This is a genomic window from Pseudomonas sp. RIT-PI-a (genome assembly GCF_001187875.1).
GTDB lineage: Bacteria > Pseudomonadota > Gammaproteobacteria > Pseudomonadales > Pseudomonadaceae > Aquipseudomonas > Aquipseudomonas coleopterorum.
On record NZ_LGIR01000003.1, the window covers coordinates 87,229 to 114,006 of the forward strand.

General features: G+C 62.6%; 23 protein-coding genes. All 23 read right to left on the bottom strand.

Features of this window, described 5'->3' with window-relative positions; genetic code table 11:
- Window position 1: 1 nt before the first annotated feature.
- On the bottom strand, window positions 2–1,360 hold the full coding sequence (gene fliI, locus AC788_RS01085) for a flagellar protein export ATPase FliI (protein ID WP_049858795.1): 1,359 nt from the start codon (window positions 1,358–1,360) through the stop codon (window positions 2–4).
- Entirely contained in the window at window positions 1,350–2,117 is a 768-nt protein-coding gene (gene fliH, locus AC788_RS01090; RefSeq protein ID WP_049858796.1) for a flagellar assembly protein FliH, read from the bottom strand. The genes fliI and fliH overlap by 11 nt, the downstream gene beginning before the upstream one ends.
- A 99-nt stretch (window positions 2,118–2,216) precedes the next feature.
- Window positions 2,217–3,236, bottom strand: coding sequence for a flagellar motor switch protein FliG (gene fliG, locus AC788_RS01095; protein ID WP_043193255.1), 1,020 nt, complete (start codon window positions 3,234–3,236; stop codon window positions 2,217–2,219).
- The gene (gene fliF, locus AC788_RS01100; protein WP_049858797.1) at window positions 3,229–5,016 is read right to left on the bottom strand and encodes a flagellar basal-body MS-ring/collar protein FliF; all 1,788 of its coding nucleotides are present in this window, start codon (window positions 5,014–5,016) and stop codon (window positions 3,229–3,231) included. The genes fliG and fliF overlap by 8 nt, the downstream gene beginning before the upstream one ends.
- Window positions 5,017–5,030: 14 nt before the next feature.
- Entirely contained in the window at window positions 5,031–5,357 is a 327-nt protein-coding gene (fliE, locus tag AC788_RS01105) for a flagellar hook-basal body complex protein FliE (protein ID WP_049858798.1), read from the bottom strand.
- 151 nt (window positions 5,358–5,508) lie between these two features.
- Complete coding sequence (locus AC788_RS01110; protein WP_049858799.1) at window positions 5,509–6,897, bottom strand: sigma-54-dependent transcriptional regulator; 1,389 nt, start codon at window positions 6,895–6,897, stop codon at window positions 5,509–5,511.
- Window positions 6,894–8,111 (bottom strand): sensor histidine kinase, encoded by a 1,218-nt coding sequence (locus AC788_RS01115; RefSeq protein WP_049858800.1) that lies wholly within the window; start codon window positions 8,109–8,111, stop codon window positions 6,894–6,896. The genes AC788_RS01110 and AC788_RS01115 overlap by 4 nt, the downstream gene beginning before the upstream one ends.
- A 227-nt stretch (window positions 8,112–8,338) precedes the next feature.
- On the bottom strand, window positions 8,339–9,820 hold the full coding sequence (locus AC788_RS01120; protein WP_049858801.1) for a sigma-54 dependent transcriptional regulator: 1,482 nt from the start codon (window positions 9,818–9,820) through the stop codon (window positions 8,339–8,341).
- A gap of 150 nt (window positions 9,821–9,970) precedes the next feature.
- Window positions 9,971–10,264 (bottom strand): flagellar protein FliT, encoded by a 294-nt coding sequence (locus AC788_RS01125; protein WP_049858802.1) that lies wholly within the window; start codon window positions 10,262–10,264, stop codon window positions 9,971–9,973.
- A gap of 10 nt (window positions 10,265–10,274) precedes the next feature.
- Window positions 10,275–10,682: a flagellar export chaperone FliS gene (gene fliS, locus AC788_RS01130; protein ID WP_049858803.1), complete on the bottom strand. Its 408-nt coding sequence runs from the start codon at window positions 10,680–10,682 to the stop codon at window positions 10,275–10,277.
- A 205-nt stretch (window positions 10,683–10,887) separates the two neighbouring features.
- Window positions 10,888–12,354: a flagellar filament capping protein FliD gene (gene fliD / locus AC788_RS01135; RefSeq protein ID WP_082223527.1), complete on the bottom strand. Its 1,467-nt coding sequence runs from the start codon at window positions 12,352–12,354 to the stop codon at window positions 10,888–10,890.
- 80 nt (window positions 12,355–12,434) lie between these two features.
- Window positions 12,435–12,779 carry a flagellar protein FlaG gene (locus AC788_RS01140; RefSeq protein ID WP_049858974.1) on the bottom strand — a complete coding sequence of 115 codons (345 nt, stop codon included), beginning with the start codon at window positions 12,777–12,779 and terminating at the stop codon, window positions 12,435–12,437.
- A 71-nt stretch (window positions 12,780–12,850) separates the two neighbouring features.
- On the bottom strand, window positions 12,851–14,278 hold the full coding sequence (locus tag AC788_RS01145) for a flagellin (protein WP_049858804.1): 1,428 nt from the start codon (window positions 14,276–14,278) through the stop codon (window positions 12,851–12,853).
- Between the two features lie 477 nt (window positions 14,279–14,755).
- On the bottom strand, window positions 14,756–15,682 hold the full coding sequence (locus AC788_RS01150; protein WP_049858805.1) for a ketoacyl-ACP synthase III: 927 nt from the start codon (window positions 15,680–15,682) through the stop codon (window positions 14,756–14,758).
- A gap of 274 nt (window positions 15,683–15,956) precedes the next feature.
- Window positions 15,957–17,558 (bottom strand): flagellar hook-associated protein 3, encoded by a 1,602-nt coding sequence (locus AC788_RS01155; RefSeq protein ID WP_049858806.1) that lies wholly within the window; start codon window positions 17,556–17,558, stop codon window positions 15,957–15,959.
- A 13-nt stretch (window positions 17,559–17,571) separates the two neighbouring features.
- The gene (gene flgK, locus AC788_RS01160; protein WP_049858807.1) at window positions 17,572–19,614 is read right to left on the bottom strand and encodes a flagellar hook-associated protein FlgK; all 2,043 of its coding nucleotides are present in this window, start codon (window positions 19,612–19,614) and stop codon (window positions 17,572–17,574) included.
- 11 nt (window positions 19,615–19,625) lie between these two features.
- A complete protein-coding gene (gene flgJ, locus AC788_RS01165; RefSeq protein WP_049858808.1) occupies window positions 19,626–20,828 on the bottom strand; it encodes a flagellar assembly peptidoglycan hydrolase FlgJ in 1,203 nt (400 codons plus the stop codon).
- Between the two features lie 11 nt (window positions 20,829–20,839).
- On the bottom strand, window positions 20,840–21,949 hold the full coding sequence (locus AC788_RS01170) for a flagellar basal body P-ring protein FlgI (protein ID WP_049858809.1): 1,110 nt from the start codon (window positions 21,947–21,949) through the stop codon (window positions 20,840–20,842).
- A gap of 12 nt (window positions 21,950–21,961) precedes the next feature.
- Entirely contained in the window at window positions 21,962–22,657 is a 696-nt protein-coding gene (gene flgH, locus AC788_RS01175) for a flagellar basal body L-ring protein FlgH (protein WP_049858810.1), read from the bottom strand.
- 70 nt (window positions 22,658–22,727) lie between these two features.
- Entirely contained in the window at window positions 22,728–23,513 is a 786-nt protein-coding gene (gene flgG / locus AC788_RS01180) for a flagellar basal-body rod protein FlgG (RefSeq protein ID WP_049858811.1), read from the bottom strand.
- A 49-nt stretch (window positions 23,514–23,562) separates the two neighbouring features.
- A complete protein-coding gene (locus AC788_RS01185; RefSeq protein WP_049858812.1) occupies window positions 23,563–24,300 on the bottom strand; it encodes a flagellar basal body rod protein FlgF in 738 nt (245 codons plus the stop codon).
- Window positions 24,301–24,732: 432 nt separating this feature from the next.
- Complete coding sequence (gene flgE, locus AC788_RS01190; protein WP_049858813.1) at window positions 24,733–26,043, bottom strand: flagellar hook protein FlgE; 1,311 nt, start codon at window positions 26,041–26,043, stop codon at window positions 24,733–24,735.
- Window positions 26,044–26,071: 28 nt separating this feature from the next.
- Entirely contained in the window at window positions 26,072–26,773 is a 702-nt protein-coding gene (flgD, locus tag AC788_RS01195; protein ID WP_049858814.1) for a flagellar hook assembly protein FlgD, read from the bottom strand.
- Window positions 26,774–26,778 lie beyond the last annotated feature (5 nt).

Here is a 26,778-nt window from a genome sequence, read left to right on the forward strand (position 1 = left end):
CTTACCCCGGCGCCACAGGCGTGAACACCGCAGCCAGGCGCTCGGCGCTAGCCTGTAGGCTTTCATTGTCGTTGAGGCCCTGGCGCAGGTAACGCACCAGCTGCGGTTGCAGGGCGATCGCAAGGTCGGTCTCGCGATCACCGCCCGCGACGTAGGCGCCAACGCTGATCAAGTCGCGGCTCTGCTGGTAGCGCGACCACAGTTGCTTGAACTGTTGTGCCTGGCCCAAGTGCTGGGGGCTGACCACGCTGGGCATTACCCGGCTGATCGACGCCTCGATATCGATGGCCGGGTAATGCCCTTCTTCTGCCAGGCGCCGTGACAGCACGATGTGGCCGTCGAGCACGCCTCGCGCCGAGTCGGCGATGGGATCCTGCTGATCGTCGCCCTCGGACAACACGGTATAGAACGCGGTAATCGAGCCACCACCAGCCTCGGCGTTGCCGGCGCGCTCGACCAGCTTGGGCAGCTTGGCGAACACCGAAGGCGGATAGCCCTTGGTCGCCGGCGGCTCGCCGATGGCCAAGGCAATTTCCCGCTGGGCCTGAGCGAAACGGGTCAACGAGTCCATCAGCAGCAGGACGTTCTTGCCCTTGTCGCGAAAATACTCGGCAATGCGCGTGCAGTACATGGCGGCGCGCAGGCGCATCAGTGGCGCTTCGTCAGCCGGTGACGCCACCACCACCGAACGGCGCAGCCCCTCCTCGCCCAAGGTATGTTCGATGAACTCCTTGACCTCGCGGCCCCGCTCGCCGATCAGGCCGACGACGATGATGTCGGCTTCGGTAAACCGCGTCATCATGCCCAGCAGCACACTCTTGCCCACGCCGGTACCGGCGAACAGGCCCAGACGCTGGCCACGGCCCACGGTCAGCAAACCGTTGATGCTGCGAATGCCGACATCCAGCGGCTGACTGATGGGGTCGCGCTTGAGGGGGTTGATGGTGGGCCCGTCCATCGGCACCCAGTCCTCGGCCTTCATGCCGCCCTTACCGTCCAGTGCTCGCCCGGCGCCGTCGAGGATGCGCCCAAGCATGCTCATGCCCATCGGTAGACGCCCGGTATCGGCCACCGGCACCACCCGCGCGCCGGGCGCGATGCCGCTGACGCTGCCCACGGGCATCAGGTAGATCTTGCTGCCGGAGAAGCCCATGACTTCCGCTTCGACCTGCACCGGCTGGTCGCTGTCGTCGTTGATCACCACGCAGCGACTGCCCATGGCCGCGCGCAGCCCTTCGGCTTCGAGGGTCAGGCCGACCATGCGCAGCAAGCGCCCTTCGACGATGGGCTGGCGCGGCAGGTCGATGGCCGCCTCGTAGCTGCCCAGGCGTTTGCCGAAGCTGGTGCGATCAAGCTTCATCGGGCGCGTCCAGATCGACGGTGATGTCGGCCGGGGCCGGGTGCATGTTCTGCTCGTGCAACTGATCGAATAATTGCGCAATGGCCTGGGTGATGCGCGTCTCCATGCTCGCATCGATGCGGCTGTGTTCGGTTTCGATACGGCAACCACCGGGCTGTAGCGAGTCGTCTTCCTGGATTCGCCAGTTTTCCTCGTGCTTCTCGCGCAGCGACTTGATCTGCTCGAAGTCCTGAGGGTTGATGAAGATGCGAATATTGTTGGCGCCCATGGGCAGCAACTTCAGCGCTTCGCGCAGGACTTTTTCGATCTGGCTGGAATCGGTCACCAACTCGCGGCGGATGACCTGGCGGGCAATGTGGCCCACCAGTTCGACCAGTGATTTCTCGATCTGGGTATCTTGATCAGCAATAGGCGTCAGCAGGTGTCCCAACAGCCGGTCGAACTGGGCAAGCTTGCCAGCCAGCGCGGCTTCGGCTTCCTGACGGACCTTGAGCTGGGTGCTGTGAAAGCCTTCCTTTTCACCGGTAGCGAAGCCCTCGTTGTAGGCCTCCTGGCGAATGGCTTCCAGCTCCTCCAGGGTAATGGGCTGCACCTCATCGAGGGGCACCTCTTCGATTTCCTCGACCGACACGGGCTCCGGCACCACCTCTTCGGCAGGCCGCTCGGGATCGAAGCTGGGCAACGCCCACAGGTCGGCACTGCGCGCGTCGACGGCGCGAATCAGTTCACTGACGGGTTCTTGGGTGGGGCGGGACATGGCTTGCGATTCCTGACGCCTGGGTGCGAAGTGGGGTCGCTCGGAGCCGACCACCCCAGGGCAGCCGGCCTCCACGACAGAGGTCTGGGAGAGGGATGATTAGATCATCTCTTCCCCACCCTTGCCACCGAGCACGATTTCACCTGCTTCGGCCATGCGCCGGGCAATGGTGAGCACTTCCTTCTGCGCCGACTCGACATCGCTGACCCGCACCGGCCCCTTGGCCTCGAGGTCGTCACGCAACAGCTCGGCCGCGCGCTTGGACATGTTCTTGAAGATCTTCTCGCGCACACCCTCGTCGGCGCCCTTGAGCGCCACCACCAGCACGTCCGAGGAAACCTCGCGCAGCAGCGCCTGGATACCGCGGTCGTCGACATCCTTGAGGTTGTTGAAGACGAACATGAGGTCTTCGATCTGCCCGGACAGTTCTTCGTCGACTTCGCGGATGGAGTCCATCAACTGGCCTTCGGACGAGCTGTCGAGGAAGTTCATGATGTCCGCGGCGCGCTTGACCCCACCCAGGGTCGTCCGGGTGGCGTTGGAATTGCCGGAGAACTGCTTCTCCAGAATGGTGTTGAGTTCTTTCAATGCTGCCGGCTGTACGGTGTTGAGCGACGACACGCGCAGGATGATGTCCAGCCGCGCCTTGTGCTCGAAATGCGCCAGCACTTCGCCGGCCTGGTCGGGGTCGAGGTAGGCCACGACGATCGACTGGATCTGCGGATGCTCGTAGCGAATGACGTCAGCCACGGCGCGGGGCTCCATCCACTTCAGGCTGTCCAGGCCGCTGGTGTTGCCGCCCAGCAGGATGCGGTCGATCAGGCCATTGGCCTTGTCTTCGCCCAGCGCTGAGGTCAGCATCTTGCGGATGTAGTTGTCGGAGCCGACGCCCAGACCGGTCTGATCGCCGACCACGGTGACGAATTCGCTCATCACCTGCTCTACCTGCTCACGGTGCACGTTGCGCATCTGCGCCATGGCCACGCCTACGCGCTGGACCTCCTTGGGGCCCATGTGGCGAAGCACCTGCGCCGCGTCGGTTTCACCCAGCGACAGCAGAAGGATGGCGGCCTTGTCGACCTTGGTCAGCTTGGGGGTGACGGCTTGTGAACTACTCATCGGCATTGATCCACTCTTTCACGACCTGGGCCACTCGGCCCGGGTCTTCGGCCACAAGACTCTTGATTGCATTCAACTGGGCGTCATAGCCCTCGGTCGGGCTGGGCAGCAGAATGCTCTGCGGTCCACCCAGGCTGACCCGATCGTTGGCCAGCTCGCCATCCATGCCCAGGGCAGCCACGCCGCCCATCGCGCCGGCGGCGCCGAGTTCGGCATCGCCCGCCTTGCCCTTGCCACCGCCGGTGATGTTGTTCAGCACCGGACGCAGCACGCCGAATACCAGAACCAGGATGAACACCACGCCCAGTACCTGCTTCATGATGTCCCAGAACCAGGGTTCCTTGTAGAACGCAGGTTCGGTGATGACTTCGGCGGAATTGGGCGCAAACGGTACGTTGATCACGGTCACGCTGTCGCCGCGGCTGGCATCGAAGCCCACGGCGTCCTGCACCAGGCGGGTGAAACGGGCCAGCTCCTGAGCGTTCCATGGGGTCATGGTCACGGTACCGTCGGCCGGGTTGACCTTGGCCTGGTCGTCGACCACCACCGCCACCGACAACCGGCTCAGACGACCCTGCTGCTGCTTGGTGTGGCTGATGGAACGGTCCAGCTCGAAATTCTTGGTCGACTGCTGACGCTTGTCGGCCGGATACGGTGCCAGCATCGGTTGGCCGGTGGCCGGGTCCATGATCTGCTGGCCGTTGGCGTCGAGCAGCGGCTGGCCCGGCTGGATGGCGCCTGCGGCTGCCTGCCCCTGAGCGGCATTCTGCGGCGCGGTGGCAGGCCCCGGAGGCTGGTTGCTCAAGGCCCCCGGTACACCCGAAGGGCCCGAACCGCTGGAACGCTGCTCGGTGGTGGACTGCTCGCTGCGCAACGCCGGCTGGTCCGGATTGAACTGCTCGGAGGTCGATTCGACCGCGCTGAAATCCAGGTCTGCCGAAACTTCAGCCTTGAATCGATCGCTGCCCACCACCGGCTGCAGAATGTTCTGCACCCGCTGGGTCAGCATGCTTTCCAGGCGACGGCTGTAGTCGTACTGCTTGCCGGCCATGGTCAATGCGTTGTCTTCCAGCTGCGCCGAGAGCAGCGTGCCCTTCTGATCGACGACCGACACGTTCGACTTGTTCAGTTCCGGAACGCTGGTCGCCACCAGATTGACGATGGCCGCCACCTGACCGGCGTCCAGGGTACGGTTGGGGTACATCTCCACCAGCACCGAGGCGGTGGGTTTGCGCTCGTCGCGAACGAACACCGAGCTTTTCGGAATGGCCAGGTGCACGCGAGCAGCGCGGATGTTGTTCAGGCTACCGATGGTACGGGCCAGTTCACCTTCCAGGCTGCGGCGATACCGCGCGGTTTCCATGAACTGACTGGTGCCCAGGCCCTGCTCCTTGTCGAGCGATTCGTAGCCGACATTGCCGTCGCTGGGTGCCACGCCGGCCGAGGCCAGGGCAATGCGCGCACGCGACTGATCGTCGGCCTTGACCAGCAAGGCACCGGAGTTGGGCTCCACGGTGTAGGGAATGTTGGCGGTGGTCAGGGTATCGATCACCTGCTTGGTGTCCATGCCCGCCAGGCTGCCGTACAACGGGCGGTAGTCGGGCTGCTGCGACCACAGGACCACGGCGAAGCCGATGGCCACGCTGGCCGCCAGGCCGACCAGCAGGCCGACCTGACGCAACATGGTCATCTGTGACAGATTCTGCAGGACGGACAGACCCATGAGCGGCGATTTGTTGCCGCTCTTGGCCGGAAGATTGTCGGTGGTCGCTTCAGCCATGACTCAATTCGTCCTCAGACCGGCATCTGCATAATGTCTTGGTAAGCCTGGACCAGCTTGTTGCGCACCTGGGTCAAGGCCTGGAAAGAGACGCTGGCTTTCTGCGAGGCGATCATCACGTCGGTGAGGTCGACGCCGCTCTTGCCGATCTCGAAGGCAGTGGCCAACTGGCTGGAGGCACCCTGTACGTCGGCGACCTTGTTGATCGCGCCGCCAAGCATATCGGCAAAGCTGCTGGCACCGACTTCCGGTGCCGCAACCGCCTTGGGTCTGGCCATGGCGTCCGCCTGCATGGCGCGCATGTCCAGCATCAAGCGGTTGAATTCAATACCTTGGCTCATGGGTAACCCTCTGCGACGACCTGCGTTTTTTTGACACTGCTGCATTCACTACAGAGGTAGTAGCAAGGAGGGTGCCAGTTGCAGTCGCAGGGTGGCGAAACGGATCGGCGGCGACAAATGACCGCACCGGCCGTCGCTCATCGGACGGCCTTCAAGAGGCGAACAGACTGGCCTCCACATCCATTCCGGCATCGCGCATCTGGGCCAGTTTGTAGCGAAGTGTCCGTGGACTGATACCCAGGCGCTCGGCGGCTTCCTTGCGCCGACCCCGCTCGCTGCGCAGAGTGTCGATGATCATCTCGAATTCGCGTCGGCGCAGATCGTCCTCCAGCACGCCGGGGAGTGCCTGCGGCTCGACAGGCGCGGGCGCCTGCTCCACCAGGCTCAACGGTGACGACGCAACTGCACCGGCGGGCCCGGCCAGGCAGAAGTCGGCGGCCTGGATCAGGTTACCGTGCTGCAGGATCAACGCACGCTGGATGGCGTTATCCAGCTCGCGAACATTACCCGGCCAGGGGTGATCGAGCAGGCACTGTTCGGCCGCAGGCGCGAAGCGCACGGGCGCGTGCTTCATCTTGTCGACGTGACGGGCCAGCAACCGTCGGGCCAGCGGCAGAATGTCGCCAGGCCGTTCGCGCAGCGGTGCCCAGGCCAGCGGGAAGACCGAAAGCCGATAGAACAGGTCTTCGCGGAAACGCCCCGCTGCGACGTCTTGCGCAAGGTTGCGGTTGGTGGTGGCGATGACCCGGATGTCCAGGGCAATGGGCCTGCGCGCGCCGACACGTTCGACCTCGCGCTCCTGCAGCACACGCAGCAACTTTGCCTGCAGCCCCAGGGGCATCTCGGAAATCTCGTCGAGCAGCAGGGTACCGCCATCGGCCTGCTCGAACTTGCCGGCCTGGGCCGCAATGGCGCCGGTGAACGCGCCTTTCTCGTGGCCGAACAGGGTGGCTTCGAGCATGTTGTCCGGAATCGCCGCGCAGTTGATGGCAACGAAGGCCTGCTGCGCGCGGTTCGACTGTTGATGGATATAGCGCGCCAGCACTTCCTTGCCGGTACCCGACTCACCGGATATCAGCACCGTGGAATCGCTGCGCGCGACCCGCGCGGCCAGCTCGAGCAGAGCCTGGCTCGCCGGCTCAAGCGCCACCGGCCCCTGCTCGGCGCCCGCCGCAATCAGACCGCGGCCATGCCGGGTCACCAGGTCGAGGAGCGCGCTCGGTTCGAACGGCTTGACCAGATAATCGGCGGCACCCTGGCGCATGGCATCCACCGCTCGGTCGACCGCGCCATGGGCCGTCATCAGCAGGACCGGCAGTTGCGGTTGGCGAGCGCGGAGCAAGGCCAGCAATTGGTGCCCATCGATTCCCGGCATATTGACGTCGCTGACGACAATGCCGAAAGGCTCACGCGCCACCGCCTGCAACGCTTCCTCGGCACAGGTCACCGCTTCGAAGTCGAAACCGCCCAACTCCAGGGTATCGCCCAGCGCCTCGCGCAAGGCACGGTCATCCTCGACCAACAGCACCTTGATGTTCATCGAATACCTTCCTGCCGAGCCACCAACGGCAAGGTCAACGTCGCGCAGGTGCCACGACCCACCGTGGAGCGCAGGGTCAGATCGCCCTGATGGGCGCGCGCAACGGCCTTGACCACCGACAGGCCGAGCCCGGTTCCGGTGGGCTTGGTGGTGAAGAACGGCTCACCCAGACGCGCCAGGATCGCCGGCGCCATACCAGGCCCGTCGTCGCTGACGCACAGGCGCAGCGTATCGCCGCGGGTATACAGGTGGATTTTCAGACGGGCCTGACCGCTGCTGGCCTGAATGGCGTTATTCACCAGGTTGAGCACGGCGCCCACCAGGGTGTCCTTGTTGCACAGCAGCTCGCCGGCGTAACCGTCGCATTGCCAACGCACAGGCACGTCCTGCACATGGGGTTGCGCGGCAGCCTGCAAAGCCTGCAGCAATTGCTTGGGCGCCAAGCGATCCGGAAGCGGCAGCTCGCCGCGGGCGAACACCAGCATGTCGCGGACCTGATGCTCCAGCTCGTGCAGACGCTCCTTGAGGCGGCTGGCGAAACGCTGCTGGGTCTGGACCGGTAAAGGCTTATCGGTCAGGTGGCTGGCGTACAGCAGCGCAGCCGACAGCGGCGTGCGAATCTGGTGGGCGAGCGAAGCCATCATGCGGCCCAGCGACGACAGGCGCTCGCTGCGCGCCACCTCACTCTGCAGCCGACGGGTTTCGGTCAGGTCGGTAAGTAGCACCAACTGGCCAGGCTCGGCATCGAGCGAGCGCGTGGCAATCGACAGGCGTCGCCCGTCGATCAAAGAGATCTCGTGGCCGTCATCCCGGCGCGGCGCGAAACTGCGCACGATCACCTCGCGCCACAGCTCGCCTTCCAGCGGTGCACCCAGCATTTCCAGGGCTGCCGGGTTGGCCTCACGTACGTGACCTTGACCATCGATGACGATGACCCCGCCAGGCAACAGATCGAGCAGGTTCTGCAGGCGATTGGCGAGGCGTTCCTTTTCCGCCAGCTCGGCAAGGCGCTGCGCGCTGACCACTTCCAGCTCACCCTTGAGTGCTGCCACACGCTCTTCGAGCAGGCTGTAGGAGTCGCTCAGGCGATCGGACATCTGGTCGAACAGAGCGAAGGCCTGATTCAGACCCTGGCGGCTGTCAGGCTGCGCTGCTGATGCGCAAACGTCGCGATGGGACTGGGCAGCGGACGGCTGGATAGCGGCCTGTGGCATGGCTCTCTCTCACTTGGCTCACCGTCAAAAACGGTATCGTGACAGGGGCAAAAGCAATAGCCGTGCCGAATGGAACTCCAAAGGCGCAAGTCAGGGGAAAGAATGAGGCGGATGCGCTGGGTTAAAGCCCGCGATTTCAGCGGCTTGGCGCGGTTAACACGAAGTAGCAGATGGGGTGTAAAGCGCGGCCGCTGCCTTGCAAGCAGCGGCCGTTGCAGCCACAGGCGTCAATCGTCTGCCTGTTGCTCTTCGCCCTCACCTTCGCGCCGGCTCATGCCGTACTTGCGCATTTTCTCCACCAGCGTGGTACGGCGGATGCGCAGGCGCCCGGCAGCCCGGGCGACGATACCGTTGGCATCGTCCAGCGCCTGTTGGATCAGGCCTTGCTCCAGGCCGCCGAGGTAGTCCTTCAGATCGAGGCCTTCGGGCGGCAGCATGGCGCTGGACGCGAAGTCGGGAGTATGGCCGTTGATTGCCACCCGCTCTTCCAGATCGCTGCGCAGGCTGTCGACCAACTGCTCGTCTTCGTCGTCCACGTAGCGGAATTTCTTCGGCACCTCGCCCACGCCGATGACGCCGTACGGGTGCATGATCGCCATGCGCTCGACCAGATTGGCCAGCTCGCGTACGTTGCCCGGCCAGCCGTGGCGGCACAGCGACATGATGGCCGCCGAGTTGAAGCGGATCGACCCGCGCTTTTCATGCTCCATGCGCGAAATCAGCTCATTCATCAGCAGCGGAATGTCTTCCACCCGCTCACGCAACGGCGCCATCTCGATGGGGAACACGTTCAGGCGGTAGTACAGGTCCTCACGGAACGTACCGACCTCGATCATGCTTTCCAGATTCTTGTGAGTAGCGGCGATGATGCGCACGTCAATACTTTGGGTCTTGTTGCTGCCCACGCGCTCGAATGTCCGTTCCTGTAACACTCGCAGCAGCTTGACCTGCATCGGCAAAGGCATGTCGCCGATCTCGTCGAGGAACAGGGTGCCACCATTCGCCAATTCGAAACGACCGGCGCGGCTGGTGATCGCGCCAGTGAACGCGCCCTTTTCGTGGCCAAACAGCTCGCTTTCGAGCAACTCGGCGGGAATGGCGCCGCAGTTGACCGGCACGAACGGCGCATCGCGACGCTTTGAGTGGTAATGCAGGTTACGTGCAACCACTTCCTTGCCGGTACCCGACTCGCCAAGGATGAGCACACTGGCGTCGGTATCGGCCACTTGCTGCATCATCTGCCGCACGTGCTGGATCGCGCGGCTGGTGCCGACCAGGCTGCGGAACAGGTTGGGTTCACGCTGACGGCCGCGTTCGCGGGCCTGGTCGTACATCTCGCGATAGACCTGGGCGCGGTGCAGGGAATCGAGCAGCTTGCTGTAGCTGGGCGGCATTTCCAGGTGGGAGAGCACGCGACGACGCAGGTCGTCGGGAAGCTCGACGGCGCCTGGATCACCCAGCAACAGCACTGGAAGGAATTCATCCCAGTTGGCCAGGGTCTTCAGCAGCCCGGCAAGATTGCCCGAAGACACGTCACCCACCAGAACGCAGAGCGCCTCGCGGCTGGACGACAGCGAGTCGACCGACATCTGCCAGTCGCCGCTGCCGCAGGCCAGGTTCTCTTCGCCAAGAAAGTTCAGGATGACCGCCAGATCCCGGCGGCGAACGCTATCGTCATCGATCAGCAGAATTTTCGTTTCACGCCACATGCAATAGCAACTTCCCTAGTCAACTCGAAGCCCGGAGGGCGCTCTCGACGTTTTTGGCCATGGTTTCAGCTAACAGACGCCAGACGAATCACAACAGCCACTAGTAAAGGCAAAAAAATCGACTTAGTCAAATTTATGGCGCAATGGCTGTCAACGGAACAGATGGTAAACCTTTGCAGCGTTCTTCGCTTGGTTGAACTGTGACATTTCGTCGACAACCGACTGACGCGCTAGACGAGTGACGTTGAGTAATTGACGGTAGACCTCGAGCAGATCTTCCAGGTGGCTGCGCAGCTGGGAAGGGTCTTCCGGGACTTCCTGCAGCACGCTGTCGACGCAAGCGCGGCACTCGATGTCGAGTACGCCGATCGCATCCCAGTCTCCGGCCTGCATGGCGTCTACCAGAGCGTGGCGAGTCTGCTGAATACGCTGTAGTGCACTCATGACGAACTCCTCAGGCCGGCAGGGCCGATTCGTGGCTGGCAATGGCATCCCAGCCGCTCTTGACGGTGATCATCAGGCGAGCGACTTCGTCGATCAGCTGTGGATCGTTCTTGATGTTGGCTTCGGTCAGGCGTCCAGACATGTAGGCGTACAGATCATCGAGGTCCTTGACCGACTGTTCGTTGGCCGCCTTGGTGGCATCCAGCCCTTGGCGCAGGCCGCCGATAATGGCGACGGCCTTGCCGAGCATCTCACCCTTCTGCGCCACCTGACCGCGGCTCAGCGCGCCCTTGGCCTGGGCCATGCGATCGAGGCTGCCCTGCATCAGCATCTGCACCAGACGGTGCGGCGTGGCTTCGGATGTCTGGGCATGGGAATCGACCTTCTGGTATTGGCTCAGCGCTCTCATGGCGTTCATTGCGGTGGACCTCGTCACACAGTATTTGATGTTGTATCGCTTGGTTACTATGTCGTCGCGGGCCGGGAAAACTTTAGCGGACTTGAGGGAATATGCGCATGATACTGAGATCAGGCCGATAACGTCGGCGATATGGAGGTATTCGTGACAAGTGTGGATATGCAAAAGCCCGGTATGAACCGGGCTCCTGGATTTGCACGAAAAATCAATCGCTGTCGGTGTTGTTCAGCGCGTTGAGCGTGGTCATGATGCTTTTGCTGGTGGCGTTCAGCTGCGCAACGAGAGTGTCCATCGCGGTGTACTTGGCATTCAAGGTGTCTGTCAGGTTACTGATCCGGCGATCAAGAGCCTTCTGCTGCTCGGTCAGTTTGGTCAGCGTGCCGGAGAGCGAGTCTGAACGTGACGCGAGAATGCCGCCTTTCACTGCATAGGAGTCGGTCGCCGTGGTCATGCGCGCAAGCAGGCCGTCCTTGCCCGTGAACATGTCCTGAATGGCTGCCACGTTGGCGGTATCGGCCATGGCCGTGTTCCACTTGGTGTCATCCATCACCAGCAGGCCAGTCTTCTGGTCGGTGTTGATACCGAACTGAGACAGTGTCAGCTTGCTGGAGCCCGAGGATGTCACCAGCTCGTTGCGCATCGACTGGATCAGGTGGCGCACGGTGGAGTCGCCGGTCAGTCCTCCTCCACTGGTCGTGCCGTCGGCTGCCGTACTGACCTTGGTCAGCGTGTTGAGCTGGGTCATGAGCGCGTTGTAGGCGTCCACGAATCCGGTGGTGGCTTTTTTCAGGGTGTCGGTATTGGTGGTGACGCTGATGGTCGTCGTTCCCGCCCCTGCCTCCAACAGTTTGATCGACACGCCACTGATGGCGGCCGCCACGGTATTGGTCGATGACTCCATCTCGATGCCGTCGATCTTGTATTTGGCATTGGTTGGAGCGGTGACGGTAGTAGTAGCGGTCAATTTGTCGAGCCCGCTGTCGGCATTGGCGGACATCGAAATTTCGGTGCCCGAGCCGGTGGTCGACGAACTGAGCACCAGACGCGAGCCGCTGGCGTCGGTGAGGATGTTGGCACTGATGCCGCGGCTGGCCATCTGGGTGTTGATCAGATCACGCGTCTGCGCCAGGGTGGCGCCTGCCGGAATGCTGACTTTGCTGTCTTTGCCGGACTGACTGATCGTAAGGTCCTGAGCCGACGACGTGGCATTGACCACCGCAGTGCTCTTGTCGGCATACACGCCGGAAGAAATCTTCGAGGCGCTGGCCAGCGTCGTTACTTCCAACGAGTAGGTGCCGTTGGAAGCAGAATCGGCCGCTGTCACCGACGCGACCTTTTCGTTGGACGAAGCGGCGGTCAAACCGCTGAAGGTCGACGCCTTGTTCATCGCCGCGACGGCAGTGCGATAAGTCTCCAGCGCGCTTTTGACGGTACCTACGGCGGTTAGCGTCGTGGTAGTGGTCAGCGTCTGGGTATCGATCTGCTTTTGCTTGGGCGCTTTCTCGGCGTTCACCAAGGCCTTGACGATGGCTTCGGTGTCGATGCCCGAGCCCACGCCGCTGGATTTGATCGCGCCACTGGTGCTGGTCGAGCTGGTGGTGCTGCTGGTACTTGCGGTGCTGGCAGCCGTAGTAGTGGCTGTAGTGCCGGTAGTGGAGGAAACAGTAGCCATCGCAATCTCCTAGAATCGAGTCAGGCGTGTTTTTGACGGATACCGCCCCAAGCACACCCAGCTACATTTTTCGTGCCAGTTCAGATCTTGGCGTCGAACAGACCGCTGCGACCGTCCGCAAGGCTTTGCGCCAATTTGAGCGCGGCCTCCGTCGGCAACTGACGAATGACTTCACCGCTGTCCGTAGCGATGACCTTGACCACGACGGCATGCGTCGAGTCGTCGATGGAGAATTCCAGGTTTCGCTGTGAGGTGTTCACGTGCGCCTGGATATCCTTCACCGCTTGTTCCAATTCAGCCCGCTCGGGTGCAACGGTTTGCGCCGCGGGTTCGTCTTGCGTGACCTGCCGGGCAGGCAGGGAGGCGGCGCCGGCTGGCGCTGACGTGACGGCAAGAGGCGGTCTCGCTGTAACGCTCATGTCCATGTTCATCACCCCGGAAATCAAAAAACGGAAGGGTGCGTGGGCACCCTTCCGTCAGTCAGCCAAGGGCCGAATTACTGAAGCAGCTTCAGTACCGACGATGGCAGCTGGTTGGCCTGGGACAGGATCGCGGTGGATGCCTGCTGCAGGGTCTGCTGCTTGGTCAGCTCGGCAGTTTCCGAGGCGAAGTCGGCGTCCTGGATACGGCTACGAGCGGCCGAGGAGTTCTCGGAGATGCTCTGCAGGTTCGACACGGTGCTGTCGAAACGGTTTTGCACCGCACCCAGATCGGCGCGCTGGGAGTCGATGTTGGAGATCGCCTTGTCCAGTGCAGCGATGGCGTTCTGAGCGTTGAACGCGGTGGTGATGTCGGTTTCGCTGACCGAGGTCAGCTCGGAGGCCACGCTGGTGCCTGCAGCCGAGAACAGTCCAGTCACACCGGCGCCTGCTACCGAATAACCCTTGGCCGAGTCGAGCGATACAGCACCAGTTGCTTTCAACCCATCAGCTACTGCGACAGCACCACCAAGATTCCCGCTAGCGTCCTTGGTCGCAACCTTCACGTTCGCAGCACCAGCGTTGGATCCGCCGAACACAATGTTTTCACCGGTATCGGACTTGACCGAAAGAGTGCCGGCCTTGCTGTCATAGTTGACACTGATACCGAGCTTGGCGGCGTTCGAGTTCAACTGATCCGCAAGCGATGCTGTATCTGTCACGCCTACCATGCTGACGGCTGCACTGCCGCCAACCTGGATGGTGAAGGTCGCTGGTGCGGTCTTGGCCGCAGCATCCACAGTGAAAGTTGCATCGGTGCTAGCGGTAGCTGTCAGACCCGGCACCGATCCGTCCAGCTGGCTCGCAATTGTCTTGGCCGACGCACCCGCAGCAACAGTTACATCCTTGGTAGCACCGCCACCAGTCACGGTGATAGCACCACCTGCAACACCTGTAGTGGACGGCGCAACACCGACGCTCTTGACCTGCTGCGAGCCGATGGCATTGGCGGACACGTCACCCAGGGTCACGTTGATGGTTTCGTTGGCATTGGCACCGATCTGGAACGCGGTGGAACCGAACGAGCCGTCAACCAGGTTACGACCACCGAAGGTGGTGGTGTTGGCGATACGGGTCAGCTCGGAAGTCAGCTGAGTGTATTCGGACTGCAGGGAAGTACGGTCGTCGGTGCTGTTGGAACCGTTGGCCGATTGCAGAGCCAGTTCACGCATACGCTGCAGGATGTTGGTGGATTCCTGCATCGCGCCTTCAGCGGTCTGGGCGATGGAGATACCGTCGTTGGCGTTCTTGACTGCAACCGACAGGCCGTTGATCTGGCTGGTCAGACGGTTGGAGATCTGCAGGCCGGCGGCGTCGTCCTTGGCGCTGTTGATTTTCAGGCCCGAGGAAAGACGGGTCATCGCGGTGCTCAGCGAATCGGAAGCCTTGTTCAGGTTTTTCTGAACGGTCAAGGAAGCGGTGTTGGTGTTTACGGATAAGGCCATGACAAATTCCTCGGGGTTGTTAGCTGTGGCTTCCGGCCCTGGCGAGCGCCGGGTGTGGCCTAGAGAACCTTCGTAGTAGTTATCGTCGGTTCAGCGCTTTGCTTGAGGGTGATTGCAATGTTTTTTTCACCTTCGAGCCGCTGTAGCCGGAAAAAGCAAGCGTTGGCTTGATCTCTCTTGATAACTATTTCGTCCGGGGAAGGGGGAACTTGAGGGAGATGCGTGGGAAAAGCGGGGATTTCTGGCGTCAACGGATAGACGGTCGCGGTGGCGCCGGTCGCGTTGGTAGATGCGCATTGTGTATGGACGACCACGGTGCGGCCGGACGCGGCTTGCGCCGCTGCTACAGGGATCGTGTTGTCCGCGTGGACGGTCAACACGGCGGCGTGCAACGCGGTGGCCCGGATGAACACCGTGTCGGCAGGCGGCCCAGGGTTTGTAGCAGCGGCGCGAGCCGCGTCGGCAGGCGGCGCGGTATCAGGGGCGGTAGATGAGCGCGGAGCCCCAGGACAGGCCGACGCCGAAGCCGCTCAGGGCGACTCGCTTCCAGGAGGAATCGAGGATGTGCTTTTCCAGCAACAGCGGAATGCTGCTCGATACCGTGTTGCCGGTTTCGACCATGTCCTTGATGAATTTCTCCGGCTCTTCCTCGAAGCGCCGCGCCACGGCGTCGACGATCGCCGCACTGCCCTGGTGGATGCAGTACGCGTCGACATCGGCGCTGGTCAGCCCCGATTCGTCAAGCAGTTCATGCAAATGTGCCGGCACCTTGAGCAGCGCGAAGTTGAACACCTGACGGCCGTTCATGAAGAACACGCCATCGGTCACCTTCAGATGCGGCGCGCCGGAACCGTCGGTGCCGAACTTGGCCTTGCCCAACTGCCAGGGCGCATCTTCGCCCATCCAGGTGGCAGTGGCCGCGTCACCAAACAACATGGTGGTGTTGCGATCTTCGGGGTCGACGATCTTGGAGTACGGGTCAGCGGTGATCAGCAGGCCGTTCTTCAGCCCGGCCGCTTCCATGAAGCCCTTGAGTGCATAGATGCCATACACGTAGCCCGAGCAACCCAAACTGATGTCGAACGCTGCGACGTGGGTCGGCAGGCCGAGCTTGTCCTGAACGATGGCGGCGGTGTGCGGCAAGCCCTCCTCGTCTCCGTTCTGGGTCACGACGATCAACGCGTCGATGGACTCGCGCGACAGCTGCGGATTGCTGGCGAACAGCGCGTTGGCCGCTTCCACGCACAGGTCGGAGGTTTCCTGGTCGGCAGCCTTGCGCGGCAGGAAGGCCGAGCCGATCTTGCCGATGATGAATTCTTCATCCTTGGCGAATTTGGCACCTTGGGCGTAGTTGTCCAGGCCTTCGGCAGGCACGTAACTCGCGATGCTTTTTATGCCAATCATTGTGGCTTCCCAATACAAAGGTAGCTGGAGGTCATCACGCGGGGCATGTGCGCGATGCCATCGAAAAGGGTCTCAGGCGGCGCCGACCTCTACGGGACGGCGCCAGCGCTGCCGAAAAACAAGCAGCTGCAGGCCGCTGATGCAGCGACCTGGTAATACATAAGGGTGAAGATGCACGATCCGACTCATTGGTCACAGGGATATTGTGCCATAGGCCGTAGGAAATGGCGCGACGCGGGGTGGTAGAGGGAAGACGGGGCCTGCGCCCCGCCGCTTACAGCTTGTTGAACAGACTAAGCTGGGAGATCTTTGCGAAAGCCAGCTGGGAGGCCTGCAACATGGTCTGTTGCAGGCTCAGGGTGACCGAGGCCGTGGCGAAGTCGGTGTCGGCTATCGCCGACTGTGTCCCCTTGTTGGCAAGAGCCAAGCTCACGTTCTCGTCGTTCTGAATGGCCAGCGAATTGAGCCGTGCGCCAATCTGCCCGCGGGAGATGTCGATGTTCTCGTTGGCGCTGGCCAGGTTGCCCAGCGCCGAGTCGGTGGCATTCTTCAGCGCCAGCGCGGACTTGGCGTCCGTCACCGGTATCTCCAGAGCTGTCTTGAGCTGATGCAGGGTGTCCAGCACGTTCTGCGTCTTGTGGCTGTTGGCGTTGACGCTGAAGCTGTCACCCGTATTGGCCTCGCCGGAGAGCTTGAAAGTCACGCCTGCAGCCGTGATCGTGCTGCCATTGGCCCCGGCGACCACCGCACCCTTGCCGATGGCTCGGCTGGAATCGGTCAAGGGCTGGGCATAAACCTCGTACTCGCTGCTGCTGGTGAACTTGATCACCGCCCCCCCGGCCGGGAAGCCCGCCGCATAGCCCTGGGTATCGGTCACGTTCGCACTGACCAACTGCGCCGTGGACGTGTTGGCCGCGTTGCGCGTCGAACTGATGCTGTCCGGCTTGCTACCGAGGCTGAACGTGCGCCCGGCGATGTCGGCATCGGTGACGGTGCCCAGCTCGCTTTGCTTGGTGGCCACATCGATGTCGAATTCCACACCGTACAGGCTGACGGTGGTGCCGCCGTCGGCCTTCGGGTCGAAGGTGCCACTGCCGCTGACCTGGGACGTCACGTCCTTGCCGCTGCTGTTGGTGAGGGTGAACTGGGTGCTGCTGGTGAACGTCAACTTGTACGGCTGGCCATCGGTGAAGGCCTTGTTGTAGGTCGTCAGCGATTCCAGGCGGCCGTCGGACACCGTGACCAGACCGTCGTCGACCACCGCGCCGTTGGCATCCACCGGCGCGGTCATGGTGGTCTGCGTGCGGCTGGTGTTCACCGCCGTTTCCAGAATGCTGTAGCCGGTGTCGTTGGTGGCCAGTTGCAGGGTGTCGGACACCTGCAGGCTGAGCTGGGTCTGGTCGCCCTGATAGGTGTAGCTGCCGTCGCTGTTCTGCACATAGGGCGGCGTGCCGGTCTTGGACCCGGAGAACATGTACTGGCCGTTGGAATCCTTGGTATTGAGCAGGCCCAGGACGTTCTTTTCGATCTCGCCGATTTCACTGGCGATCGACGTCCGGTCGGCGTCGCTCAGGCCACCGTTACCGGCCTGGATGGTCAACTCCTGCGCCCGCTGCAAGGCTGTGGTGATGCTGTCGAGCACACTCTCTTCCTGGGTCAGCGAGTTGGTGACGCTGGTCATGTTGCCGCTGTACTGGGTCAGCAAGCTGCTCTGCTGCTGCAACTGCAACAACTTGGCCGCGCCGACCGGATCGTCGCCGGCGCTCTGAATACGGTTACCCGAGCTGATCTGTGCTTGGGTCTTGGCGGTGTCCGAGAAATTCTGGGAATAGCCGGTCGCGCTGGTCTCGAAGTACTGAGAAGTGGAAATTCGCATGGTCGACTATTCCTTAGAGGGCGTTGATCAGGACGCTGAAGGTTTCCTGAGCGGCCTTGATGATCTGCGAGGACGCGGTGTAGTACTGCTGGAACTTCACCAGGGATGCCGCTTCGTCGTCCAGGTTGACGCCGGATACCGAGTCGCGATTGGTCTTGGACTGGGTCAACACGGCGCCGGTGGCTTTGGTGTCGACGGTGGCCTGGCTGGCCTTGGCGCCGACCCGTTCAACCAGTGAGGCGTAGGCACTGGTGAAGCTCATGCCGGGGTTGCCCGCCGTGGCGCCCACGGTGGCCTTGGTCTGCAACGCCAGCAGTTGGGTAGCATTGCGGTTGTCGGATTTGCCGTCGGCGTTGAACGACACGGTGTAGCTGTCGTTGACTGCAGGCGAGCCACCCACGGTGGTTTCGAAGGTGAAGGTCAGTTGCTTGCCGTCGGCGCCGTTGACCGGTTGGCCATCGGCACCCACCACCGGCACGGTCAGGCTCAGGTTGTTGCTCTGGCCGGGCACGATGGTGCCGCTGCCGATGCTGGTGCCCGAGGCATTGAACAGGCTGTAGCTCTGCGCGCCATCGGTGGTCTTGCCGAACACCAGCTTGACCGGCGACGAGGTTTCGATGCCGCTCTGCAACTGGCTCAGGGCCGTGCCGCTGTAGATGTCCAGCTTGCTGCTGAGCACCGGCTGGGTGAAGGTGCCGGTGCCCGAGTTGCCGACGGTCGCCGTGCCGGTGAGTGGCGCGGCGAAGGCCAGCTTGTTCGAGTCGGTCAGTGTATTGGTGATGGCGCTCGCGCCACTGCGGGTCGGCGTGACGACGAAGCTGTCGCCAGTCGCGACCTTGCCGTTCAGACCCAGGGTGACGCCATCGATCACCGGCGCAGGGTTCGTGCCCAGGTCGAAATTGCCCATGGAAGTGCCGTCGGAACGGGTCACGCTGTAGGCAGTGGCGCTGCTGAACTTGACGTTGTAATCGTAGATGGTCAGCTTGCTGGAATCGGCCACGGTGACATTGAGGTTGCCCGAACCTGCGCTGTTGTTGGACGACGCCAGGCTGCGATTGGCAACGGCGGTCGCGCTGTTGATGCTGGAAAACAGCGAGGAACCGAAGTCACCGTTGAGGTCGATGCCTTTGCCCAACTGGCTGTTCAGGCTGTCGGCGACGACGATCGCCGTGCGCCCCAGCTCGTTGATCGCCGGGTTCAGGGCATCGCTGCGAAAACGCAACAGGCCGCCGATCTCGCCGCCGGTGGTCACCGAGGTCACGTCGGTGCTGTAACCCTGATACTGAATGGTCAAGCCGTACTGGCTCTTGTCGGCTACGCCAGGCGTTGCCACCAGCGAGTTGGCCGAACTGCCGGTAACCAGCGACTGCCCCGAACCCAGGTAGACATCGTAGTTGCCGTCGCGCTGCTGCACGGTCACGCCGACCAGCTCGTTGAGCTGGCGGACGTTCTCGTTGCGCGCATCGATCAGGCTGTTGGGCGTGGAACCGCTGCCCGACATCTCGGTGATCTGCCGGTTGAGCTCGGCGATATTGCCGCTGAGCTTGTTGACCTGCCCGGTCAGGGTGGTCAGCGAGGCATTGATGCTGTCGTTCTGCTGACTGAACTGCGAGGAAATCGAGTTGAAGCGATTGCTCAGGGTCTGCGCCTGGGTCAGCAGCAGCTGCCGCGCCGAGGTATCGCTGGGGTTGGCCGATGCGGTCTGCACGGCGGAGAAGAAGCTGCTGAGCACCGCGCTGATACCGGTGCTGCCATCGGACAGCAACTTGTCGATGCTGTTGATCTGGGTGCTGTACGCGGTCGCGTCGGCACTCAGTGCAGTACTGGTCTGCAACTGGGTGTCCATGTAGCTGCTGTAGATGCGGCGCACGTCGGAAATGGTAGTGCCGGTACCCAAGTAGCCCACGCCGATGTTCTGCAAGCCACTGGCAGTATTCACCACCGACTGCCGGGAATAGCCGGCAGTCGCGACGTTGGCGATGTTGTTACCGGTGGTCGCCAGGGATGCCTGGCTGGACGCCAGACCGGACAGCCCAATGGAGATCAGATTCGACATGGGTTCAAACCTTATAGATTCGTGGTAGCGCTGGTGCTGCTGCGAGCGTAGGTCTCATAGCCTTGCATCTGCTTGGCGATCGAAGAGATCTTGCTGGCATAGTTCGGGTCGGTGGCGTAGCCGGCCTTCTGCAGTTCCTTGACGAATTGTTCGGGGTTGTCCGCGGACTTGACCACGCCCTGGTAGCGGTCGTTGTTCTGCAACAGGCTGACCAGGTCGTGGAAGCTGTCTTCGTATGAATCATAGGAGCGGAAATCGGCGGTTTCCTTGACCATCTGGCCGTCGCGGAACTCGCTGGTGATCGCACGGGCGTTCTCGCCCTTCCAGTTGCCGGTCGCCTTGATGCCGAACAGGTTGTGGCTGTTGCTACCATCGTCGGCACGCATGATCGATTTGCCCCATCCGGTTTCCAGCGCCGCCTGGGCGACCAGCACCTTGGGATCGACACCGATGCGCGCTGCAGCCTTTTCGGCCATGGGCAGCATGGTCGCGATGAATTCGTCGGACGATCCGAAGGCGCGCTTGGCCGGCGCCAGGGGCGGCTGGGCGACGCTTTTGGCCAGGCTGCTGCCCTCGACCGCGGCACCGCTGCGCACGGCATTGGCAATGCTGTTGGCCGGTGCGCTGGCCGGGACGTTGATGAGGTTCTTGCTGCCGGTGGCTGCGCTCGCATCGGTCGCCGTGGAAGGCACGATGCCGGCCACGAGACGGTCGGCCAGCTTGCTCGGCAGCGACAGGCGCCGCTGGTTCAGCAAGGCCATGTCGTTGTGCGCCGTGGTGCCGGCAGCCTTGGCATCGGCCGAGGCATCGCGAGTGGCGCCCAGCGGCTTGGTCAGGCTGTTGTCGGCATGGGCGAACGGATTCGCCCCGGCACGGGCCACGCCCTTGGTCTTGGACAACTGGCGCATGAGCACGTCCTGCAGGCCAATGCCGCCGCCTTCCTTGGACAGGGTCACGGACAGCTGCTGGTCGTACATGGACTGGTATTGCTTGGTGGTTTCGGTGTTCAGCGGGTTGTCCTTGGCCAACACGTCATTTGCCGAACGCATGGACTTGAGCATTTCGCCGAGGAACAGCGACTCGAATTCCTGGGCCACCTTGCGCAGGTTGGCCTCGCTGTCGCGATCCCCGACTTTCAACGAGCTCAGGCGATTGAGGTCTGTGTAAGCCCCCGAATCCCGTGTTCCCGATACTCCGCCATTCGGCATTTCCATCAGCTGCTACCTCAAATCACGATCAGGTCGGCCTGCAAGGCGCCGGCCTGTTTCAGGGCTTCGAGAATGGCCATCAAGTCACCGGGCGCCGCGCCTACCTGGTTGACCGCGCGGACGATCTCGTCGAGCGTGGTGCCAGGGCCAAACTTGAACATCGGTTTGGCTTCCTGCTGGGCGCTGACCCGCGAACGTGGCACCACCGCCGTCTGGCCGCCGGACAGAGGCCCGGGCTGGCTGACGATCGGATCTTCGGTGATGGTCACCGTCAGGCTGCCGTGGGTCACTGCCGCAGGCGATACCTTGACGTTCTGGCCAATCACGATGGTGCCGGTGCGCGAATTGATGATCACCTTGGCCACCGCCTGGCCCACGTCGACGTCGAGGTTCTCGAGAATCGACAGGTAGTCCACACGCTGGCTGGGGTCGACCGGTGCAGTGACGCGTACCGAGCCCCCATCGACAGCTTGTGCAACTCCCGGGCCAAGTAGCTCGTTGACCTTGTCGACGATGTGCTTGGCCGTGGTGAAGTCAGGCCGGTTGAGGTTCAGCGTCAGGCTGTTGCCCTGGTTGAAGCCACTGGGCACGGAGCGCTCGACGCTGGCACCGCCAGGAATCCGCCCTGCCGACGGCACGTTGACGGTGATTTTCGACCCGTCGCGGCCTTCGGCGTCAAAACCACCGACGACCAGGTTGCCTTGAGCAATGGCGTAGACGTTGCCGTCGATACCCTTGAGGGGAGTCATCAGCAGGCTGCCGCCGCGCAGGCTCTTGGAGTTGCCAATGGACGACACGGTGATATCGATCACCTGCCCCGGCTTGGCGAATGCGGGCAGATCAGCGTGGATCGATACCGCAGCGACGTTCTTGAGCTGCACGTTGCCCGAGCCTGGCGGCACCTTGATGCCGAACTGCGACAGCATGTTGTTGAAAGTCTGCAGGGTGAACGGGGTCTGGGTGGTCTGGTCGCCAGTGCCGTTGAGGCCCACGACCAGGCCGTAGCCGATCAGCTGGTTGGTCCGCACGCCGGAAATGCTGGCGATGTCCTTGAGACGCTCGGCCTGAACGCCGAACGCGGCGGACATCAGCAGTGCAGCGGCGATCAGGTGCTTGAAGTTGAGCATGGACGGACGCACTCAGAAAGGAAACAGGGGGCTGGCGAAGAACCGGTCGAACCAACCCGGCTGACTGGCTTCGGCGAAGGAACCGGTGCCCGAATAGGTGATGCGCGCATCGGCCACGCGGGTCGAGGACACGGTGTTGTCGGTGGCGATGTCATCGGCCCGGACCAGCCCTGCAATGCGCACCAGCTCTTCGCCGGTGTTGAGCGTCATCCACTTTTCTCCGCGGACCGAGATGATGCCGTTGGGCAGCACGTCGGCCACCGTCACCGTGACCGAGCCGGTCAGGCTGTTGTTCTGCGCCGCCGCAGCGGTGCCGTTGGTGGCGCGCGTGCCGCTGTAGCCCGCGTTAAGGCTCAGATCACCACTGCCCAACGGGTTGTTGGTGTTCACACCGGCGCCGAACAGCGAGGTCAAACCCAGGCTGTTGCTGCTGTCCTTGCCGACCTTGGAGTTGGCACTCTTGCTGGCGCTGGTCCGCTCGTTGAGGGTGATGGTGATGATGTCGCCGACGCGGAACGCCTTGCGGTCGCTGTACAGGTTCTGCTCGAAGCCGGCCTGGTAGATCGAGCCGTTGTTGGCGGCGGCGGGCATCGGCGTGCGCGGCAGCACCGGGGCGTAGTACGGGTCGTTGGGCTTGGCCGGTGGCGCGACGCAACCGGTCAGCAGGGCCATTCCACTCAGGGCAAGAACAATCGAGACACGACGCATGACACAGACCTCACGGTGTAGCCGGCGCACACGGCGCCCAGGTAGCTTGGGGGTTACGGATAGCCCAGGGTTACAGGTTCTGGGTCAGGTTCTGCAGCATCTGGTCGGCGGTGGAGATCACCTTGGAGTTCATCTCGTAGGCACGCTGGGTGGTGATCATGTTGACCAGTTCTTCAACGGTGCTCACGTTGGAGTTCTCCAGGGTGTTCTGCAGCACGGTGCCCGCACCGTTCAGACCGGGGGTCGCTACCTGCGGCGCGCCGCTGGAGGCGGTTTCCAAGAACAGGTTGCCACCGATGGCCTGCAGGCCTGCCGGGTTGATGAAGTCGGCGGTCTGCAGGTTGCCGATCACCTGCGAAGCAGGGTTGCCGGCGGTGGTGATGGAGACGGTGCCGTCGGTGCCCACGGTGAAGGTCTGTGCGTCGTTGGGGACGACGATGGCCGGTTCCAGGGCCAGGCCCTGAGCGGTGACGATCTGGCCGTCGGAGTTCAGGTGGAACGTGCCGTCGCGGGTGTACGAAACGGTACCGTCAGGCTGCATCACCTGAAAGAAACCGCGACCGTTGATGGCCATGTCCAGCGGCTGCTCGGTGGTCTGCAGGCTGCCGGCGGTGAAGTTCTTCTGGGTGCCGACGATGCGCACACCGGTACCGACCTGCAGACCCGACGGCAATTCGCTGTCCTGGGTCGACTGGGCGCCGGGCTGACGCTTGATCTGATAGAGCAGGTCCTGGAATTCGGCGCGATCACGCTTGAAGCCGGTGGTCGATACGTTCGCCAGGTTGTTGGAAATCGTGGTCAGGTTGGTGTCCTGGGCCTGAAGGCCGGTCTTGCTGACCCAAAGTGCTGGAAGCATGTGTCATCTCCTGGAGCGCCTGGTTTACGGCGCGATCGCTACGCTGGAATTAGATTTGCAAGACCCGGGCCATGGCCTCGTCGCCTTCTTTGGCGGTGCTCATCATCTTGATGTGCAGCTCGAACTGCTTGGAGAGCGCCAGCACCGAGGTCATCTCCTCGACCGCGTTGACGTTGCTCGCCTCCAGGAAACCGGACTCGACCCGCACGGCGGCATCGGCAGGCGCCGGCTGGCCGCTGGTGGTGTGGATCAGGCCGTCCAGCCCCTTGGTCAGGGTTTTCACATCGGGATTGACCAGCTTGATGCGGTCGACCTGGGCCATGACGTTCGGCGCCTGGCCCAGACCGCGAATGCTGATGGTGCCGTCCATGCCGATCTCGATTTTCTCGTCCGGCGGAACGGCGATCGGACCGCCGTTGCCCATGACCGGCAAACCGTTGCCGGCACGCAGCACACCGAGCGCATCGACGTTCATGCTGGCGGTACGCACATAGGCTTCGCCGCCATCGGGTGTCTGCACGGCGATGAAACCGTTACCGCCCACTGCCACGTCCAGGTCTCGGCCGGTTTCCTGCAAGGCACCGCCGCTGAAATCGGTCGCCGGGCGTTCGGTAAGCGCGTAGGCCCGCGAAGGAAAGGTGTCGCCGAACACCGGCATGGAACGCGCCTGTTCCAGGTCACGCTTGAAGCCGGTGGTCGAAATGTTGGCCAGGTTGTTGGCATGAGCCTTCTGCGCCAGCGCGTTCTGGCTGGCACCGGTCATTGCCACGTAGAGCATCTTGTCCACAGGTGTCTCCCTCGACGGGCGAATGCCGTCTACTGCTGTACTGAGAGAGGTAGAGCAATATGCGGGCCAACTTTCGACAGATGCCTTCAGCCCCTCTGGGCCGGGGCCTGCAGCGATTCGGGAGAGACCAACTGTAAGCTTGACGCCGAAAAGTCGGCGCGGGATTGCCGCTAGCGGCAAGGGAAGAAAGGATTTACGTCACCCTGCCACGGCGAAGCGTGGCAGGTGTGCTGTCAACGACGGCAACCGGCGTTGCCGAAAGGCCCGGCAAAGCGCCGGTAATGCGGCCCGGGGTCGACCTGACTGCACAGGTACCGACCGGTCTCCAGGCTCTGGTATTTGTACCAGGGCGCTGGCGCAGCGACCGCCATCGCGCAGGTTGCCGCGATGACCAAGGCCGCACACAGACACCGTATCACTGCCCTGCCCTCATCAGGTCATCTGAATGATGGTCTGCATCACGGTGCTTTCGGTGGAAATGGTCTTGGCGTTTGCCTGGTAGTTGCTCTGCGCCTTGATCAGATTCACCAGTTCAGCGGTCAGGTCGACGTTGGAGTCTTCCAGCGATTGCGATTGCAGGTTGCCCATGACGCCAGTGTCCGGGGTGCCGATCACGGCGGTACCGGACGCGAACGACTCCTTCCAGTTCGTGCCGCCGTTGGGCGCCAAACCCTGCATGTTGGCGAAGCTGGCCATGGCGACCTGACCGATGACCTTGTTCTGGCCATTGGTGAAGTTGGCGAACAGGTTGCCGGTGCCGTCCACCGACAGGCCGGTGAGCTCGCCGGTCGCATAACCGTTCTGAGTCTTGGCCGAGGTGGCGGAGGCCGAGTTGTATTGCGTGGTCGCCAGCATGTCCAGAGCGACGCCGCCGGCATTGGCCGTTGCGCCGTTGGGCGTCCAGGTACCGTCGGCGCCTTTGCTGGCAGGCACCCAGCCGGCCAGGTTGAAGCTCTTGTCGGCGTTGATGCCCAGGCCGCCGGCTACCGGACCCTGATCGGGAACGATGAGGCTGCCATCGGATTTGAAGGTCAGCTTGTTCACCAGCGGTGTAGTGGACGTGGCATCGGCTGGATTGCGACCATCGATGGTGGTGTGCATGGTCCAGCTGTTGGCCACGTCGTCCTTCACGAAGTACTGGTTCATCTGGTGCGCATTACCCAGACTGTCGTAAACGTCGGTGTTGAAGGTGTAGTTGTAGCTGCTGACGTTGCTCGGATCGAACGGGGTGATGGTCGGCTGCGCAGCGCTGGAATTCAGGTTGACGGTTTCGGCGATCTTGGAAGTGGCCTTGGGCTGCAGGTTGGACGAATCGATTTTCAGGTTGGTCAGCACGCCGGTCTGCACCACGCCGTCCTGTGCGTTGTAGCCCTGCAGGTTGTTGCCCGACACGTCGACGACGTTGCCGTCCTTGTCGCTGTAGAAGGCACCGGCACGGGTGTAGAGCTTCTGGCCGCCGTCGTTGAGCACGAAAAAGCCGTTGCCGTTGATGGCCAGGTCCAGGCTCTGCCCGGTCGAGGTGATGTTGCCCTGGGTGAACTGCTGCGATACGGCCGCTGTGGTCACACCGCTGCCGACGCTGGTCTTGCCGGCCGTGGCGCGGATCGACGCGGCGTACTGGTCGGCGAACTCCGCGCGCGAGGATTTGAAGCCGGTGGTAGCGACGTTGGCGATGTTGTTGCCGGTCACGTTGAGCGCCTTGTTGGCTGCCGAAAGACCGCTCAAGCCGATGTTGAAAGTCATGCTGTACTCCTGCGCCGAACGAAGCGGCTCAAATTCCGATGGTTTGGACTTTCGACAGCGCGACGCTACCCAGTCCAGCGAGGTTGAGGGTCAGTTCACCGCCATTGGTGCCCATCGTGACGCTGTTCACCGTGGCGGGCAGGTAAGTGCTCATGGCCGTGGCGGTACCGTCGACGGTGGCTGCGGCCTTGAAGGTGTAGGTGCCGGCGGCGGCGACCGCGCCGTTGCTGTCCTTGCCATCCCAGGTGAAGCTGGCGTTGCCGGCCGACTGGCTGCCCAGATCGATGCTGCGCACCAGGTCGCCTTTGCTGTCGTAGACGCCGACCGTGGTGTTGCTGCTCGACGAGGTCAGCGCCACGGAGCCGGTGAGGCCCTTGGTGGGGTCGACCACGGCGGTGTCGGTCTGGGCGATGACCGAGCGGCCGACCAGGGACGAGGCCTGCAACGCCTGGGACGATTGGTAGTTGTTGGCGATGGTACTCACCGACGAATTCAGGCTCTGCATGCTTTCCAGGCTGCTGAACTGCGCGAGCTGGGCGACGAACTCGCCGTTGTCCTGGGGATCGAGCGGGTTCTGGTTCTGCATCTGGGTCACCAGCAACTGCAGGAACGCGTCCTTGCCCAGGGCACTGCCGGCGGTGCCGGTCGAGCTGTTGGTGCTGCTGGTGGTTTTCTGCAATGAGTCCAGGACCGAGGAGCTCACGCCGGTAGTACTGCTGGTAGTCGTCATCTGCG